The sequence below is a fragment of the Microbacterium sp. PI-SA-G genome (genome assembly GCF_057215335.1).
Genome location: NZ_CM170103.1, coordinates 1800813 through 1817253, shown reverse-complemented (window position 1 = coordinate 1817253; position 16441 = coordinate 1800813). Strand labels below are relative to the sequence as shown.

Below are 16441 nucleotides of genomic sequence, written 5' to 3'. Positions count from 1 at the left end.
TCGTGATTACGGGAAGGCCGCCGGAGCCGACGGCCGGAAGTCACTTCACGGAGCCGTTGCCGAGCCCGCTCTGCCAGAACCGCTGCAGCATCAGGAACGCGATGATGAGCGGGATGATCGACAGCAACGAGCCCACGAGCACGTAGGTGCGCAGCTCAGGGATCTGGTTCAGCTGCGTGTTCCAGGCGAACAGGCCGTAGGTGATGGGGAACAGCTCCTGGCTGCGCAGCATGATCAGCGGCAGGAAGAAGTTGTTCCAGATGGTGACGAACTGGAACAGGAACACCGTGATCAGCGCCGGCGTCATCAGCCGCACCGAGACGGTGAAGAAGGTGCGCACCTCGCCGGCGCCGTCGAGACGGGAGGCCTCGATCAGCTCGTCGGGGACGGATGCCGCGGCGAAGATGCGCGTCAGGTAGACCCCGAACGGGCTGACGATGCTCGGCAGCAGCACGGCCCAGAACGTGTTGGTCAGGTTCACCTGGCTGAACAGCAGGAACAGCGGCAGCGCGAGAGCGGTGGCCGGAACCAGCACGCCGCCGAGCACGACGTTGAACAGCAGCTCGCGTCCGGGGAAGCGGTACTTCGCCAGCGCGTAGCCGCACATTCCGGCGAACACGGTGGCGAGGAGCGCACCGAGGCCGGCGTAGCCGAGGCTGTTCATGATCCAGCGCAGGTAGATGCCGCCGTCGTAGCTGATCAGGTCGCCGATGTTCTCGAACAGGTTCCAGTCGGCGAACCACAGCGGTGCGGTGGTCAGCAGATCGCCACGGTCCTTGGTCGACGCGATGAACAGCCACCAGATCGGGGTGAGGAAGTACAGCGTGAAGACGCCCATGATCAGCAGGGCGGCGCCGCGTGACAGCAGGCTCTCGCGAGGACCGCGGGTCGGGGTCAGATCGTCGGCGGTGGCGCCGCGCTTCAGAGTGAGCATGCTCATTGCTCCGCCTTCCGCTGGGTCACCTTGAGGAAGGTGAACGACAGGATGAACGTCGCCAGCGCGAGCACGACCGAGAAGGCCGCGGCGAGGTTCGTGTTCGGGATCGAGTTGGTCGCGTAGATGGTCATGTTCGGGGTGAACGTGCTCGACACGGCGGCGCTGAACGAGCGGAACACCTGCGGCTCGGCGAGCAGCTGGAAGGTGCCGATGATCGAGAACACCGTGGTGAGCACGAGTGCGGGAGCGACCATGGGGATCTTGATCGACCAGGCGATGCGGATCTGGCCGGCGCCGTCGAGGCGGGCGGCCTCGTACACCTCGGCCGGGATGGCCAGAAGCGCCGAGTAGATGATGAGCATGTTGTAGCCCACGAACACCCAGGTGACCACGTTCGCGATCGACCACAGCACGAACTCGGGCGAGAGGAAGTCGATCGTGCGGGTGACGTCGGTGAACGGCGACAGGTTCGGGGAGTAGAGGAAGCCCCACATGATGGCCGCGATCACACCGGGCACGGCGTACGGCGCGAAGAACGCGAGACGGAAGAACTTCTTGCCCTTGAGGACCGGCGAGTCGAGCAGGAGCGCGAAGAGCAGGGCGAGGGCGAGCATGACCGGCACCTGGATTACGCCGAACAGCAGCACGCGTCCGACCGACTCCCAGAACGGCGCGTTCGAGAACACGTTCACGTACTGGGTCAGCCCGCCGAAGACCTCCTGCGGCTGGCCGTAGGTGCCCTCTCGCTGCACGACGAGCAGCGACTGGTAGATCGCGTACGCGATCGGCACCAGATAGAACAGCAGGAACAGGATCCCGAAGGGTGCCGCGAAGAACATGATCGATCCGCGGTGCGGCGTCGGTCGGCGGCGGCCCGGCTGCTTTCGCCCCCTCGCGCCGTCGGTGACGAGCAGTTGTGTGGCGGTCATGCGATCGCCTCCTCTCGGATGATGCGCACGGCGCCGGCGGGCACGACCACGTGCCCCTCGGCAGCGGCGGACGTGACGAGGTCGATGCCGGAGGCCTCGACCCTCACCTCCGCCGTTCCGTGGTTGATGACGAACAGGTAGGAGTGGTCGGTGCCGCGGCGGCGGACGAGTTCGAGGGTTGCGAGGTCGCCGTCGACGGATGCCGGGGGCGCGAGCTGCACGTCGGCGACCAGGCGAGCCATGAGCGCGCGGTATCCGGCGGCGTCCGGGAGGGTGGCCAGGTACCACGCGGTGCCCCGGCCCCAGCTGTTGCGCGTGATCGCGGGGGAGCCGTCGGCCGCACCGCCCTCGAAGTTCGCGATGACCTCGGCCGTGGTCGCCCGACCGCGCTCCGCCCAGAGCGAGGCGTGGGTGCCGTCGCTCAGCGTGATCGCCGTGCCGGGGGCAGCGGGAGCGAACTCCTCGATCCGCACGCCCAGTGCCTCGCGGAACGGGCCGGTGTAGCCGCCCGTGTAGATGCGGTCCTGCTCGTCGACGGTGCCGCTCGCGAACGTGATGAGAGCCGTGCCGCCGGCGTCGATCCAGTCGGTGATGACCGCGGCATCCGCGCTGCGGACGAGGTGAAGGCCCGGCACGACGACGAGTCGGTACGCGTTGAGGTCGGCGCCGGGGCGCACGACGTCGACCGTGATGCCGAGATCGTGCAGGGCCTTGTGGGCGGCGTGCACCTGGTCGAGGTACCCCAGCGCGTGGCTGGGTCGGGCATCGGTGCTCATCGCCCACCACGACTCCCACGAGAAGACGACGGCCGCGTGCGCTTCGACGCGGGAGCCGGCGACTTCCGCCAGGCGCTCGACGACGCCGCCGAGCTCGACGACCTCGCGCCAGATCGCCGAGTCGGTGCCGGCGTGGGGAAGCATCGCGGAGTGGAACTTCTCGCTGCCCTGCACCGAGGCGCGCCACTGGAAGAAGCACACGCCGTCCGCGCCGCGGGCGACGTGGGTGAGGGAGTTGCGCAGCATCTCGCCCTGGCCCTTGGGCAGGTTGAGCGGTTGCCAGTTGACCGCACCGGTGGAGTGCTCCATGAGCAGCCAGGGTGCTCCCTGGGCGAGTCCGCGGGTGAGGTCGGCGTTGAACGCGAGCTCGGCCGTCGGGTCGGCGAGTCGGTGGTCGAGGTAGTGATCGTTGGCGATCACGTCCATGTCGGCCGCCCACGACCAGTAGTCCAGGTTCTCGATGTGGGTGGTGACCATGAAGTTGGTGGTGATCGGCCGGGTGCTCAGCGGACGGATGACCTCGGCCTCGGCGCGGTAGTGCGCGAGCAGCTGGTCGGAGCTGAAGCGGTGGAAGTCCAGCACCTGGCCGGGGTTCCGCAGCGACAGGGTGGCGCGGGGGGTGAGGATCTGGTCCCACTCGCGGTACGTCTGGCTCCAGAACGACGTGCCCCAGGCCGCGTTCAGCGCATCGATGTCGGGGTAGCGGGCCTGCAGCCACAGGCGGAACGCCGCGGCGCTCTCGTCGCAGTGGCAGAGCGCGTTGTGGCAGCCGAGCTCATTCGACACGTGCCACAGCTCGACCGCCGGGTGGTCGCCGTAGCGCAGAGCGACCTGTTCGACGAGGGCGAGGGCGGCGTCGCGGTAGATCGCGGAGGAGGGGCAGAATGCCTGGCGTCCACCCGGGTAGCGACGGGTGCCATCGTCGACCACGGGGAGGATCTCGGGGTGCGCGGTCGTCAGCCATGCGGGAGGGGAGGCGGTGCCGGTGCCGAGGTTCACGCGGATGCCGGCGGCGTGCAGTCGCGCCATCATGTCGTCGAGCCGCGCGAAGTCGTACTCGCCCGCGCGGGGCTCGATGTGCGCCCAACCGAAGATGTTGATCGCGACGAGGTCGACGCCGGCCTCCTGCATCAGCGCGATGTCTTCGTCCCACACCTCGGGCGACCACTGCTCCGGGTTGTAGTCGCAGCCGAAGGCGATGCCGTCGTGGGTGAAGGGCCGTGCGGGGGTGGTCATGCTCTCCTCGGATCTGTGAACGTGCACAGGTTCGAGTGCTGAATCTCCGCACTGAGGTTCTGTGAACGTGTACAGAGTAAACATCGAATCGCGGCGATGTCAACCGCGCCGACCCGGACGACGACTGACATGTGCGCGTGCACATACGATGGGCGGGATGAACAGCGATCGAAGGCACCGGGCGACCGTCAAAGACGTCGCGACCGAGGCGGGAGTGTCGCGCGGCACGGTCAGCCGCGTGCTCAACGGTCAGCCGTACGTATCGTCCGAAGCCCGCGAGGCGATCGAGGCCGCGATCGCGAGGGTCGGCTTCGTGCCCAACCGCGCGGCACGCAGCCTGGTCATGCAGCGCACGCAGGCGATCGGGCTCATCGTGCACGAGCCGCACTCGCTCTTCCTCGAGGACCCGAACATCGGCGCGATCCTGCTGGGTGCCAACGCCGCGCTGTCGGAAGCCGACTACCAGCTCTCCTTCCTGATCGCCGACTCCGCGCGCGACATCGATCGGCTCGCGCGCTACCTGACCGGCGGACTCATTGACGGCGTCATTATCGTCTCGGCCCGCGAGGGCGACCCCATCACGAAGGCCGTCGCCGACCTCGGCATCCCCGCCTCCTTCGTCGGACACCCGCACGACATCGGCGACGCGGCCTATGTGGCGATCGACAACCGCAACGCGGCCCGCGAGATCACCCGACGACTGGCCGCGACCGGACGGAAGAAGATCGGCATGATCGCCGCCGCCCTCGATCGTGACTCTGGCGCCGACCGCCTCGCCGGGTTCATCGACGCGCGGGGCAACGACTTCGACCCGCAACTGGTGCAGCGCGTGCCGCTGTACTCCTACGCCGACGGGCAGGAGGGCATGCGGGCGCTGCTCGCGACATGCCCCGACATCGACGGTGTGTTCGCGGCCAGCGACGCGGTCGCCGCGGGCGCGATGGAGGTGCTGAAGGCAGCGGGCCGGATGGTGCCGCGCGACGTCGGCATCGTCGGCTTCGACGACAGCTCCTGGGCGCTGCGGTGCGATCCGCCGCTGTCGACCATGCGGCAATCCGCGAACGGTCTCGGGCGCGCCGCAGCCGAGTCGGTGCTGGCGCAGCTGCGCGGCGAGGAGCCCGCCACCGAGGGCCGCATCCTCGAGTGCGAGGTCGTCTGGCGCGAGTCCGCCTGACACTGCGCCGCTGCCGCCGCCGGGTCTACCCTGGGGGCATGACTTCTGCGCTGCGTGCCTTCACGTCCGCCGCCGGCCTCATCGCGGCCGGTCTGCTCATCGTCGGATGCACCGCGACATCGGGAACCGGCGCGCCCACGAGCTCGTCGGAGCCCAGCGCGAGCACCGACGCCGGTACAGGCAGCGGTGACGACGCGAGCGACATCGAGGGCACGCTCCTCGACGACGGCCGCATGTTCGCGGTCGTGACGTTCGGGTCCTCCGGCTGCATCCCGATGGTCGACGAGGTCTCGGCCGAAGGGCAGACCGTCTCGGTGACCCTGGTCGAGGTGGAGGGACAGGACGGCGAAGAGGTCGCCTGCACCGCCGACTTCGCACCGCGGGCCAGCGTCGGCGCGCTTCCCGAGGGTGTCGACCCGACACAGGAGATCACGCTGCAGGTCACCTACGGCGACATCGTCGACGACGTCGAGCTCGACGGGGGATCAGACTTCGCGGCGGTTCCCGGTTCGTCGACCGAATACCAGCCGTCCGCCGGATGGTTCGACGACGGAGGCCTGGTGCTGCTCACGTGGGGATCGTCGTCGTGCGCTCCGGTGGTCGAGTCCGCCGAAGGGGCTGGTGCCACCGGCACCGTCACGTTCGTGACCGTGGCTGACCAGGTCTGCACCATGGACATGGCACCGCGCGCCACGATCGTCGCGTTCGCCGAGGACACGGTCGACGATGACGACTTCACCCTGACGCTCACGGGCGGCGGCCTCGACGGCACGGTTCCGGTGCGCAGCAGCTGACCGGCGCGCCGCTCGCCCGGGGCTCTCGGCTCCGGCTCTGGGCTCAGAATCCGGCGATCGGATGCCCCTCCGGGAGCGCGAGCAGCAGCGCGCCCGGATCGACCCGGCAGGTGATGCGCCCCGCCTCGCCGAACTCGTCTCCGTCGAGCTCGATCGGCAGGGGGCGCGTGGCCGCGGCTTCGGCAGCGAGTCCCCGGAAGTAGTGCACCGAGGCATCCCTCCCGCGGCGTTCGAGCACCCGGCGACCCGCCCGAAAGCGTCGCAGCACCGAGTTGTCCCACCAGATCTTGCGCCAGACGCCCAGCCAGCCGAGCATGCCGGTGGGCTGGATCACCGCGACGTCGAGCGTGCCGTCGGTGACCGAGGCGTCGGGGATCAGCAGGATGCCGGCGGGCAGCGTGCCGCAGTTCGCGAACAGGATGCTGTAGACCTTCGTCGAATGCAGGCGCCCCTCGTCGATCTGGTAGACCGCGCGGAAGGGCTTGGCGGTGGCCAGCGACCGCGCCGCCCCGTCGACGTATGCGATCCAGCCGACGGACTTCTTCAGGTCGGCGCGGGTGTTCGCGATCATGTCGGCGTCGAGCCCCATTCCGGCGAGCACCACGAACGCGTGCTCCGATTCACTGCCGTCCGGACGAGTGATACGTGCCCAGCCGATGTCGATCGGATGCCGGAAGTCGCCGAGTGCCGCCCGGATCATCTCGGCCGGATCGCCGAGGGGGAGCCCGATGTTGCGTGCGAGCAGGTTGCCGGTGCCGCTGGGGAGGATCGCGAGTGGCACGCCCGTGCCGGCCATCGCCTCCGATACCGCACGGACGGTGCCGTCACCGCCGGCCACGAGCATCACGTCGATGCCGCGCTCCAGTGCCGCCGCGGTGGCGGCCTGACCGGGATCGACGATCGTGGTCGGATAGAAGGCCGGATGCTCCCACCCGGCGTCGCGGCACATGTCGCGCACGATCGTGCGCAGACGCTTCTCGTCGACCTTGATCGGGTTGTAGACGAGTGCCGCCTGGCGTCGGGCGGCGGGCGTCGTCATGGCGCCAACTCTAAACCCGCTTCCGGGGCACGAACGCCTTCGCCCGATATGCCACCTTGTGTCGGGTGCAGCGCGTCGGGCGCAGTGTGCGTCGGGCGCAGTGTGTCGGTGCATTACCGCGGGGCTCGTGCATGCGGCGGCCGCGCCGCTAACGTCTAATCCACCCGCACACCCCTCGGACCGCCCCCGTGCGCCGTCCCGCAGACGAAGCGCCACGGCGCCGACTCGTCCGCCTCGCCCCGCAGGAGCCTCACATGTCAGAGCAGAGCCACACGCAGAACGAGATCGACACCCACCTGGCGCAGCAGAAGAAGCGTCGCAGGCTCTGGCTCGTCGGCGGTGCCGTGGCCGCGGTGGTCGTGGCTGCCGCGATCGTGATCCCGATCGTGGTGCAGAACTCCGCCCCCGAGGCGGCGGGTGCCGACGACCTCATTCCGCTGACGATCGCCGACACGGCGCAGAGCGACTTCCAGGACGCGATCATCGAGGTGGGCCGTGAGAACGGCCTCGACCTGACCTTCGTGAACTTCGACGACCCGTACCTGCCGAACACCGCCCTGGTCGAGGGCGAGGTCGACGGCAACTCCTTCCAGCACGTGGCATGGCTGAGCCAGTTCAACAAGGAGAACGACGCCGACATCACCCCGGTGTTCTCGACCGTGATCTCGGCGTGGGGGCTGTTCTCGGACGACCTCGACTCGGCCGACGCCATTCCGGAGGGCGCGAAGATCGCCGTGCCGGACGACCCCGCCAACTTCTCTCGCGCGCTGTTCATCCTGCAGACGGCGGGAGTGCTCGAGGTCGACGAGAACGCGGGCGTCTTCCCCACCGAGGAGGACATCATCGCGAACCCGCGTGGCGTCGAGCTCGTGCGCATCGCCCACGAGTCGGTGCAGACCAGCTACAGCGATCCGACGATCTCGGCCGTGGTGATCGCGACCGACGACTTCGACCCGGCGCTCGAGATCACCAGCGACGACGCCCTCGTGCTCGAGGACTCCTCGGCCACGACGTCGAGCCCGTACGTGATCGTGGTCGCCACGACGGCCGATCGCGCCGACGACCCCGCCTGGGCACTGCTGGAGAAGACCTACCGCGACGACCGCGTGGTCTCAGCCCTCGAGAAGGAGAAGCGCGGCGAGGCGACGATCGTCGAGCTGCCCGTCGACGACCTGCGCTCGGCGCTCGCCGAACTCGTCGCGCAGTAATCCCCGAGTGCGGCCCGACCGCACGATCAGACCGAGGTTCGAATGACAGAGCGCATCCAGCTGGCCAGGGTGTCGAAGGACTACCCGGGCCGCGGCAAGGGTGAGACCGTCCGCGTGCTCAGCGACATCGACATCTCGGTGCGCGCGGGCGAGGTGTACGGGCTGATCGGCCGCTCGGGCGCGGGCAAATCGACCCTGCTGCGCATGATCAACGGCCTCGAAGCACCGACCGCGGGGCGGGTGCTGGTCGACGGGGTCGACGTGCAGGCGCTGCCCTCGGCCGAGCTGCGCACGCTGCGGCACAGTATCGGCATGGTGTTCCAGCAGTTCAACCTCTGGAACTCGCGCACGGTGTTCAGCAACATCGCCACGCCGCTGAAGCTCGCCGGGTGGAAGGACGACGCGATCGCGCGGCGGGTGGGGGAGCTGCTCGACTTCGTCGGTCTCGGCGGCAAGGCCTTCGCGCGGCCGCGGCATCTGTCGGGCGGGCAGAAGCAGCGGGTGGGCATCGCCCGCGCGATCGCCGCGAAGCCGTCAGTGCTGCTCGCCGACGAGGCGACCAGCGCGCTGGACCCGCAGACCACGACCGAGATCGTCGATCTGCTGCGCTCGGTGAACCAGGAGTTCGGCATCACGATCGTCGTCGTGACGCATGAGATGGACGTGATGAGTCAGCTGGCCGACCGGGTCTCGATCCTCAGCGAGGGCGTCGTGGTGGAGTCGGGTGACATCCATCAGATCCTCGCCCGCCCGCAGCATCCGGTCACCGCCAACCTGGTGGGCTCGTACACCCGCACCTTCCTGAGCGAGAAGGACCGCGTCGAGCTCGCCGCGCGCTTCGAGGGCCGGCGCATCTCGGTCGCGATGGACGGGGTGATCGCCGAGGGCCCGCTGCTGTCGTCGCTGGCCCGCGCGCACGACGTCGACTTCTCGATCATCCAGGGCGGCGTCGCGCGGGTGAAGAACCTGCCGTACGGGCAGCTCAGCCTGGCCCTGCACGGAGACGACGCCGCGATCGACCGGTTCCTCGCCGAACTCTCGACCCGCACAGAGGTGACGACATGGTGACGAACGACATGGTGACGCTCGCGCTGCTCGACTTCGACGTCGTGATCCCCAAGGTCGCCCGGGCCCTGGGCGAAACCCTGTTCATGGTGACGGTCGCGTTCTTCCTGGCGTCGGTGATCGGGCTGATCCTGGGCATCTTCCTCTACGCCACGCGCCCGGGCCAGCTGCTGCACAGCCGCGTGGTGCACACGGTGCTGAACATCGTGGTGAACACGCTGCGCCCCATCCCGTTCATCATCCTGCTCATCGCGCTGACGCCGCTCACGCGTGCACTGATCGGCACCAGCATCGGACCCGCCGCGGCGATCCTGCCGCTGACGATCGCCGCATCCGTCGGCATCGCCCGGGTGGCTGAGTCGAATCTCGTGGCCGTCGACCCCGGCGTCGTCGAAGCCGCGAAGGCGTTCGGCGCCTCGCCGCTGCACATCCTGTTCGGCTTCGTCGTGCGCGAGGCCTTCGGCCCGCTGCTGCTCTCGCTGACGTTCATCTTCGTCGCCCTGATCGACGCCACCGCGGTCGCCGGCGCGGTCGGCGGAGGCGGGCTCGGAAACCTGGCGCTCACCTACGGCTATCAGCGCTTCGATTACGGCGTCATGATCCTGATCATCATCGTGCTGATCGCGCTCGTGCAGCTGGTGCAGTTCATCGGAAACCGCATCGCCCGGCACTTCATCGACGGATAGCCTGGGGAACGCCGGCTGCTCCCGTGCTCCGTTCGGTGGTGCAGGCCCCCGACTCGTCCCTCCGCCCCGACCCGATCGGACCCCCATGACCGAGACCGCACTCACCCCCAGCGCCCTGCTGGCCGGCCTTCCCGCGCGGCAGGGATTCGGCGATGCGACGCTGATCCGACTCGCACCCGGCTCCATCGACCTCGGCGGTGGCAACCCCGCGACCGACCTGCTGCCGCTCGACATCCACCGCGACGCGTTCCGCGCGGTCACCGAGAGCGACGGGTTCGGCGCGCTGCTGAAGTACACGCCCGCGGCGGGGCTCTCCTCGTTCCGCGCGGCGATCGCCGCCCGCGAGGGGGTGTCGACCGAACGCGTCCTCATCACGAACGGCGGCGCGCACGGACTCGCGCTCGCCGTGCTGAGCCTGCTCGATCCGGGTGACACGATCGTGGTCGACGACCCGGTGTATCCGCTGTTCCTGCGGGTGCTCGACCTGATCGGCGTCGAGGTCGTGGCGATCCGCGTCGGCGGCGACGGCATCGACACCGACGAGCTCGAGCGGCGACTGCGTGAGGGTCTGCGGCCGAAGGCCCTGTTCACGGTGCCCACGTTCCAGAACCCCTCGGGCGTCACACTGAGCGCCGCTCGCGAGGCCGCACTGGTCGAGCTCGCCGAGACGTACGGCTTCACGATCATCGCCGACGATCCGTACCGCGCCATCACCTTCCCCGGCGTCGCGCAGTCCGACCGGAGCGCGTTCCGCGACTCGGACCGGGTCCTGGGCGTGAACACCTTCTCGAAGACGCTGGGCCCGGGGCTGCGCCTCGGCTGGCTCGTCGTGCCCGAGTCACTTGCCGAGCGCACCACCTGGCTGCGCAATCGCCTCGACGGTCAGACCAGCGGGGTGCAGCAGGCCGTGGTGGAGCGGATGCTGGGCGATGCCCGCCTCGACGCGTCGATCACCTCCGCGGCGGAGGGTTACTCCCGCAAGGCGCACGTGCTGACCGAGGCTCTGCGCGCGGAGTTCGGCGACGCCGTCGAGGTGGCCGAGCCGCAGGGCGGGTTCTTCGTCTGGGCCCGACTGCGGGGCGACATCGACTTCGGCGAACTGTTCGAGACGTCGCAGGATCGGGGCGTGACGTATCAGCGCGGGGAGTGGTTCGCGTCGACCGGCGAGGAGTTCCGAGGCTTCCTGCGGCTGTCGTTCTCGGAGGTCGCCGAGGCCGACCTGGCCGAGGGTGTCGCACGCCTCGCACAGGCCTGGCGGGCGCTCACCGCCCGGGGATGACGCCCGGGCGGGCGCTCTAGACTTGGGTCATGATCGACCTCGCACTGCTCCGCGACAACCCGGAGATCGTCCGCCGTTCACAGGCTGCCCGTGGCAACGACCAGGCTTCCGTCGACGTCGCACTCGAGGCTGATCGATCGCGTCGAGCGGCGCTGACCGCGTTCGAAGAGCTGCGCGCCGAGCAGAACGCCTTCGGCAAGCAGGTCGCGAAGGCCCCGAAGGACGAGAAGGCCGCCCTCGTGGCCCAGGCCAAGGACCTCGCCGAGCGGGTCAAGCAGGCGCAGCAGGAGGCCAAGGACGCCTCGGATGCCGCGGCCGCCGCGCTCGGGCGCATCGAGAACGTCGTGATCGACGGCGTGCCCGCGGGCGGCGAGGCCGATTTCGTCGAACTCCGCCGGGTCGGCGAGGTGCCCACGTTCGACTTCGAGCCGCGCGATCACCTCGAGCTCGGCGAGATCCTCGGCGCGATCGACATGGAGCGCGGCGCGAAGGTCTCGGGCGCGCGCTTCTACTTCCTGCGCGGCATCGGAGCCCGGCTCGAGATCGCTCTCATGAACCTCGCGCTCGACAAGGCGCTGCAGCACGACTTCGTGCCCATGATCACCCCCACGCTCGTGCGGCCCGAGATCATGCAGGGCACCGGTTTTCTCGGCGAGCACGCCGACGAGGTCTACCACCTCGACCAGGACGACCTCTACCTCGTCGGCACCAGCGAGGTCGCGCTCGCCGGCTACCACAAGGACGAGATCGTCGACCTGTCGAAGGGCGCTCTGCGCTACGCCGGTTGGTCGACCTGCTACCGCCGCGAGGCGGGGTCGCACGGCAAGGACACCCGCGGCATCATCCGCGTGCACCAGTTCAACAAGCTCGAGATGTTCGTCTACACGAACGCCGAAGACGCCGAGGCCGAGCACCTGCGCCTCGTCGCCCTGCAGGAGGAGATGCTGACCGAGCTCGGCCTGTCGTACCGCGTGATCGACGTCGCCGCGGGTGACCTCGGCTCGAGCGCCGCGCGCAAGTACGACATCGAGGCGTGGGTGCCGACCCAGGGAGCGTTCCGCGAACTGACCTCCACATCGAACTGCACCACGTATCAGGCGCGCCGGCTCGACGTGCGGCACCGGCCACCGGCTGACGACACCGCCGGCGCCCCGAAGGACGCGAAGACGCAGCACGTCGCGACCCTGAACGGCACGCTCGCGACCACGCGGTGGATCGTGGCCCTGCTCGAGACGCACCAGCAGGCCGACGGCTCGGTCCGCGTGCCCGAGGTGCTGCGACCGTACCTGGGCGGCCTCGAGGTCCTGGAGCCGGCCGCATGAGCGCCCCCTGGCTGGTCGGACTCGACGTCGACGGAACGATCCTGTTGCAGGACGAGACGATGAGCCCCGGCGTGGCCGAGGCCGTCGCTCGCGTCCGCGATGCCGGGCACGTGGTGACGATCGCCACCGGACGCAGCTGGATGGCCACGCGCCGCTACGTCGAGGAGCTCGGCATGACCGCCGAGTACGTCGTGTGCTCCAACGGCGCGGTCACCATGCGCCGCGTCGGCGACGAGTGGGAGCGCTGGAACGTCGAGACCTTCGACCCCCGCCCCGTGCTCGGTCTGCTGCAGGAGCGTCTGCCCGACGCCCGCTACATGGTGGAGCTCGCCTCAGGGCAGCGGCTGTTCACCGAGCAGCTGGACGACTGGACGCTCGACGGGGGCCGTCAGGTGAGCTTCGAGGACCTGGGCGCTGAGCCCGTGTCGCGCATCGTGGTGGTCTCGCCCGGGCACGACGAAGAGGACTTCCACCGGCTGGTGGCCGATGCCGGACTCAACGAGGTCTCGTACGCGATCGGCTGGACCGCGTGGCTCGACATCGCGCCGCAGGGCGTCGACAAGGGCACGGCGCTCGAGCAGGTGCGCACCGAGCTCGGCATGCCCGAGGAGCAGGTCTTCGTCGCCGGCGACGGTCGCAACGACATCGGCATGTTCGGGTGGGCCAGTGCCCTCGGCGGGCGCGCCGTCGCGATGGGCCAGGCCCCCGATGTGGTCAAGGATGCCGCGACCGAGGTCACGGCCGACGTCGTCGATGGAGGTCTCGCTCGGGCGCTGGACACGCTTCCAGCACGCGCCCAGGTGCACGCGGGAGAATAGAACTCGGCTAGACTCACGCGTTGTCGGCAGATGCATGCATCCGTCGGGAGGGTTGTCCGAGTGGCCGATGGAGCTGGTCTTGAAAACCAGTGGGCAGAGATGTCTCGTGGGTTCGAATCCCACACCCTCCGCACATTGAGCACGGCGGCCCCGCACCGCATGCTGAATCGAAAGGCCACCCGAGTGACCGAGAAGACCCGACGCCGAACCATCGCGCGCCACGGCCAGCTGCGCACACCCGGCCCCGTGAGCCAGCTGCTGAAGTTCATCGCGATCGGTTTGGCCGTGGTCCTCGTCAGCGGCCTCGGTGTTGCCGCGTACGTCGTCTACGACCTCTCGAGCACGGTCTCCGCCAACGCGGTGGAGCTCGAGGGCCAGGAGTCATTGCCGCCCGACATCGGCGAGTACAAGGGCGGGTTCAATCTCGTCCTCACGGGCGTCGACACCTGCGAGGAGAAGTACGCCGACCTGTTCGGCGACCGGTGCAGCGGCAGCGACGCCGAGGGCACGCTCAACGACGTCAACCTGCTGGTGCACGTCTCCGACGAGCCGCGCCGCATCACTGTCGTCAGCTTCCCCCGCGACCTCATGATCCCGATCCCCGAATGCACCGACGATCAGGGTCAGGTGCACTCGGCGATGAACAAGCAGCCGCTCAACGTCGCGTACACCGACGGTGGCCTGAACTGCGTCGTCAAGACGATCTCCGACCTCACCGGGCAGGAGGTGCAGTTCGCGGCATCCGTCACCTTCGGGGGCGTGATCGAGATCACCAACGCGATCGGCGGCGTCGACGTCTGCCTCGCGAACCCGATCAAGGACCGCTACACCGGTCTCGACATGGCCGCCGGAACGCACACGGTCGTGGGCCTCGAGGCGCTGCAGTTCCTGCGCACCCGACACGGCGTCGGCGACGGCAGCGACCTGGGCCGCATCGGCAACCAGCAGCAGTACATGTCGAGCCTCGTGCGCAAGATGATCAGCGGCGAGGTGCTCGGAAACCCCGCCACGATGCTCCGTCTCGCGAACACGGGTCTCAGCAACACCGAGGCCAGCACGTCTCTCGCCGACCCGATGAAGATCGTGCAGATCGCCCTGGCCGTGAAGTCCGTGCCCTTCGAGGACATCGTCTTCGTGCAGTACCCGACCGGCACCGACTCGGCGGACCCCAACAAGGTCGTGCCGAACGAGGCCGCGGCCGATGAGCTGTGGGCCGCGCTCGCCGCAAATGCGCAACTGCAGATCACGCACGAGAACACCGACAACGACGGCGTCGTGGTGCAGGAGCCGACAGCGCCCGAGGTTCCCGCCGAAGAAGTGACGCCCGACCCCAACGCGACGCCCGAGAACGTCGTCGCGCTGCCCGACACGATCAAGGGCAACTCGGCGGCGCAGCAGACCTGCTCGAACGGCAACGTGCGCTGACGCGCGCGGCGTTCGCGTCGCCCCTGGTCGCGCCGAAACCCCGCGTTCGCATCGAGACCCCGCTGTAGAGACGTCTCTACAGCGGGGTCTCGGCGTTGAAGCGGGGTCTTTCAGGCGGGAGTGGGAGTGAAGCGCGCGGGGGCGTGCGTGGCGGCGACCAGGGCCCGCAGGGCCTCGAGCGACTGCGGGGCCGCGCCGAGCGTGCGGGCCTGCACGAGCACATTGCCCAGCGCGGTCGCCTCGACCGGACCCGCGAGCACCGGAAGCCCCGTGCGATCGGCCGTCGCCTGACACAGGAGCGTGTTGAGGGATCCGCCGCCGACGAGATGGATCACGTCGAGCGTGCGGCCGGCGAGGGCGGATGCCGTGGCCACCGCATCGGCGAAGGCGGCCGCGATCGACTCGACGATGCTGCGTGCGAACGCGGCGCGGTCGGCGGGGACGTCCTTGCCCTGCGCGCCGAGGAGCGCAGAGATGCGTGCCGGCATATCGCCGGGGGCGGCGAGGGAGGCGTCGTCGGCGTCGAACAGCGGGATGTCGCCCTCGACTTCGGATGCCGCGGCGAGGAGGGCCGGCAGGTCGATGGATGCTCCGTCCTGCTGCTCCCACGCGCGGACCGTCTCGCTCAAAAGCCAGAGCCCGGTGACGTTGTGGAGGAAGCGGAAGCGACCGTCGACCCCGCGCTCATGCGTGAAGTTCGCCTCGCGCGCGGCGTCGGTCAGCACGGGCTCGGCGAGCTCCACGCCGACGAGACCCCAGGTGCCGCACGAGATGTACGCGGCATCCGGAGACGTCATCGGCACAGCGGCGACCGCCGAGGCGGTGTCGTGCGATCCGACGGCGATCACCGGCAGATCCGCGCCGATGCGGGCGGCGATCTCAGGACGCAGGGTTCCGATCACGGTGCCCGGGTCGACCAGCGGAGGAAGGACGGCTGCGGGGATGCCGAGGCGCGCTGCCAGCGCAGCATCCCACTCCCCGTCGAGAACTCCGAGCAGCCCCGTCGTCGACGCGTTCGTGCGCTCGGCGACGCGCACGCCGGTGAGCAGGAAACCGAGCAGGTCGGGGATGAGCAGCGCCGTGTCGGCCTCGGCCAGGCGCGTGTCGACGCGGTACTGATAGAGGGTGTTGAACGGCAGGAACTGCAGGCCGTTGCGGGCGTACAGCTCGGCGAAGGGGGCGATCGCATGCACCTCGTCGACGCCGCGCGCGGTGCGGTCGTCGCGATAGTGGAACGGCTCGGCGAGCAGGTGATCGCCCGCGAGCAGACCGTAATCCACCGCCCATGAGTCGATGCCGATGCTCTCGATGCGCGGCTCGCGCCGCACCGCCTCGGCCAGCCCGTCGAGCACATGCGCGTGCAGCGCGTCGAAGTCCCAGTGCAGTCCGTCGGCGCGCTGGATCGGTCCGTTCGGGAAGCGTGAGACGAGCTCGAGGTCGAGTACGCCCTCGCCGACGCGGCCGATCATGACCCGTCCGCTGGTCGCGCCGAGGTCGACTGCGGCGACCGCGCGAACGCTCATCGTGCTTCCGCTCCCGTCGAGTGCACGGCTTGTGCCGCTTTCGCTCGCGTCGAGTGCACGGCATCCCGCCCACTGCACGGCGTAGCCGCGCCAACAGGCCGTGCACTCGGCAGCAACCCGTGCACTCGGCGAAGTGAGGGGTGGAGAGGAGGGAGCTGGCGAGCGGGGAGAGGAGGGAGCTGGCGAGCGGGGAGAGGGACGCGCGAGGCGCGGGGAGGGACGCGCGAGGC

The 16441-nt window shown here is 69.3% G+C and carries 14 protein-coding genes and 1 tRNA gene; 10 read left to right on the top strand and 5 right to left on the bottom strand.

The genetic code is table 11. The features are described 5' to 3' along the window. Window positions 1–40: 40 nt before the first annotated feature. Genes AC2D10_RS08935 through AC2D10_RS08925 form a run of 3 tightly spaced genes read right to left on the bottom strand, consistent with a single transcriptional unit; the run spans window position 41 to window position 3878 of the window. On the bottom strand, window positions 41–940 hold the full coding sequence (locus AC2D10_RS08935) for a carbohydrate ABC transporter permease (RefSeq protein WP_484711734.1): 900 nt from the start codon (window positions 938–940) through the stop codon (window positions 41–43). Next, on the bottom strand, window positions 937–1866 hold the full coding sequence (locus AC2D10_RS08930) for a carbohydrate ABC transporter permease (RefSeq protein WP_484711733.1): 930 nt from the start codon (window positions 1864–1866) through the stop codon (window positions 937–939). Before AC2D10_RS08930 ends, AC2D10_RS08935 begins: the two co-directional genes overlap by 4 nt. Next, complete coding sequence (locus AC2D10_RS08925; protein ID WP_484711732.1) at window positions 1863–3878, bottom strand: beta-galactosidase; 2016 nt, start codon at window positions 3876–3878, stop codon at window positions 1863–1865. The genes AC2D10_RS08930 and AC2D10_RS08925 overlap by 4 nt, the downstream gene beginning before the upstream one ends. Before the next feature lie 157 nt (window positions 3879–4035). On the opposite strand from AC2D10_RS08925, the gene AC2D10_RS08920 reads away from it, so the two are divergent. Further along, window positions 4036–5052, top strand: a complete 1017-nt coding sequence (locus AC2D10_RS08920) for a LacI family DNA-binding transcriptional regulator (protein WP_484711731.1) — start codon at window positions 4036–4038, stop codon at window positions 5050–5052. Between the two features lie 38 nt (window positions 5053–5090). Next, window positions 5091–5846 (top strand): hypothetical protein, encoded by a 756-nt coding sequence (locus AC2D10_RS08915; protein ID WP_484711730.1) that lies wholly within the window; start codon window positions 5091–5093, stop codon window positions 5844–5846. A 43-nt stretch (window positions 5847–5889) separates the two neighbouring features. Here AC2D10_RS08915 and AC2D10_RS08910 read toward each other — a convergent pair whose 3' ends face one another. After that, window positions 5890–6885 (bottom strand): diacylglycerol/lipid kinase family protein, encoded by a 996-nt coding sequence (locus AC2D10_RS08910; protein WP_484711729.1) that lies wholly within the window; start codon window positions 6883–6885, stop codon window positions 5890–5892. Window positions 6886–7139: 254 nt separating this feature from the next. Between AC2D10_RS08910 and AC2D10_RS08905 the strand changes: the two genes are divergently transcribed. The 8 genes from AC2D10_RS08905 (at window position 7140) to AC2D10_RS08870 (ending at window position 14688) form a co-directional block, all read left to right on the top strand. Next, a complete protein-coding gene (locus tag AC2D10_RS08905) occupies window positions 7140–8093 on the top strand; it encodes a MetQ/NlpA family ABC transporter substrate-binding protein (protein WP_484711728.1) in 954 nt (317 codons plus the stop codon). A 42-nt stretch (window positions 8094–8135) separates the two neighbouring features. Then, window positions 8136–9161, top strand: coding sequence for a methionine ABC transporter ATP-binding protein (locus AC2D10_RS08900; RefSeq protein ID WP_484711727.1), 1026 nt, complete (start codon window positions 8136–8138; stop codon window positions 9159–9161). Continuing rightward, window positions 9155–9844 (top strand): methionine ABC transporter permease, encoded by a 690-nt coding sequence (locus AC2D10_RS08895; RefSeq protein WP_484711726.1) that lies wholly within the window; start codon window positions 9155–9157, stop codon window positions 9842–9844. Before AC2D10_RS08900 ends, AC2D10_RS08895 begins: the two co-directional genes overlap by 7 nt. Before the next feature lie 85 nt (window positions 9845–9929). Continuing rightward, entirely contained in the window at window positions 9930–11123 is a 1194-nt protein-coding gene (locus tag AC2D10_RS08890; protein WP_484711725.1) for an aminotransferase-like domain-containing protein, read from the top strand. Between the two features lie 29 nt (window positions 11124–11152). Continuing rightward, a complete protein-coding gene (gene serS, locus AC2D10_RS08885) occupies window positions 11153–12445 on the top strand; it encodes a serine--tRNA ligase (RefSeq protein ID WP_484711724.1) in 1293 nt (430 codons plus the stop codon). Next, window positions 12442–13263, top strand: coding sequence for an HAD family hydrolase (locus AC2D10_RS08880; RefSeq protein ID WP_484711723.1), 822 nt, complete (start codon window positions 12442–12444; stop codon window positions 13261–13263). Before serS ends, AC2D10_RS08880 begins: the two co-directional genes overlap by 4 nt. A 46-nt stretch (window positions 13264–13309) precedes the next feature. Next, window positions 13310–13394, top strand: a tRNA-Ser gene (locus AC2D10_RS08875). A gap of 52 nt (window positions 13395–13446) precedes the next feature. Next, on the top strand, window positions 13447–14688 hold the full coding sequence (locus AC2D10_RS08870) for an LCP family protein (protein WP_484711722.1): 1242 nt from the start codon (window positions 13447–13449) through the stop codon (window positions 14686–14688). A gap of 110 nt (window positions 14689–14798) precedes the next feature. Here AC2D10_RS08870 and AC2D10_RS08865 read toward each other — a convergent pair whose 3' ends face one another. Next, entirely contained in the window at window positions 14799–16211 is a 1413-nt protein-coding gene (locus AC2D10_RS08865) for a rhamnulokinase (protein WP_484711721.1), read from the bottom strand. Window positions 16212–16441 lie beyond the last annotated feature (230 nt).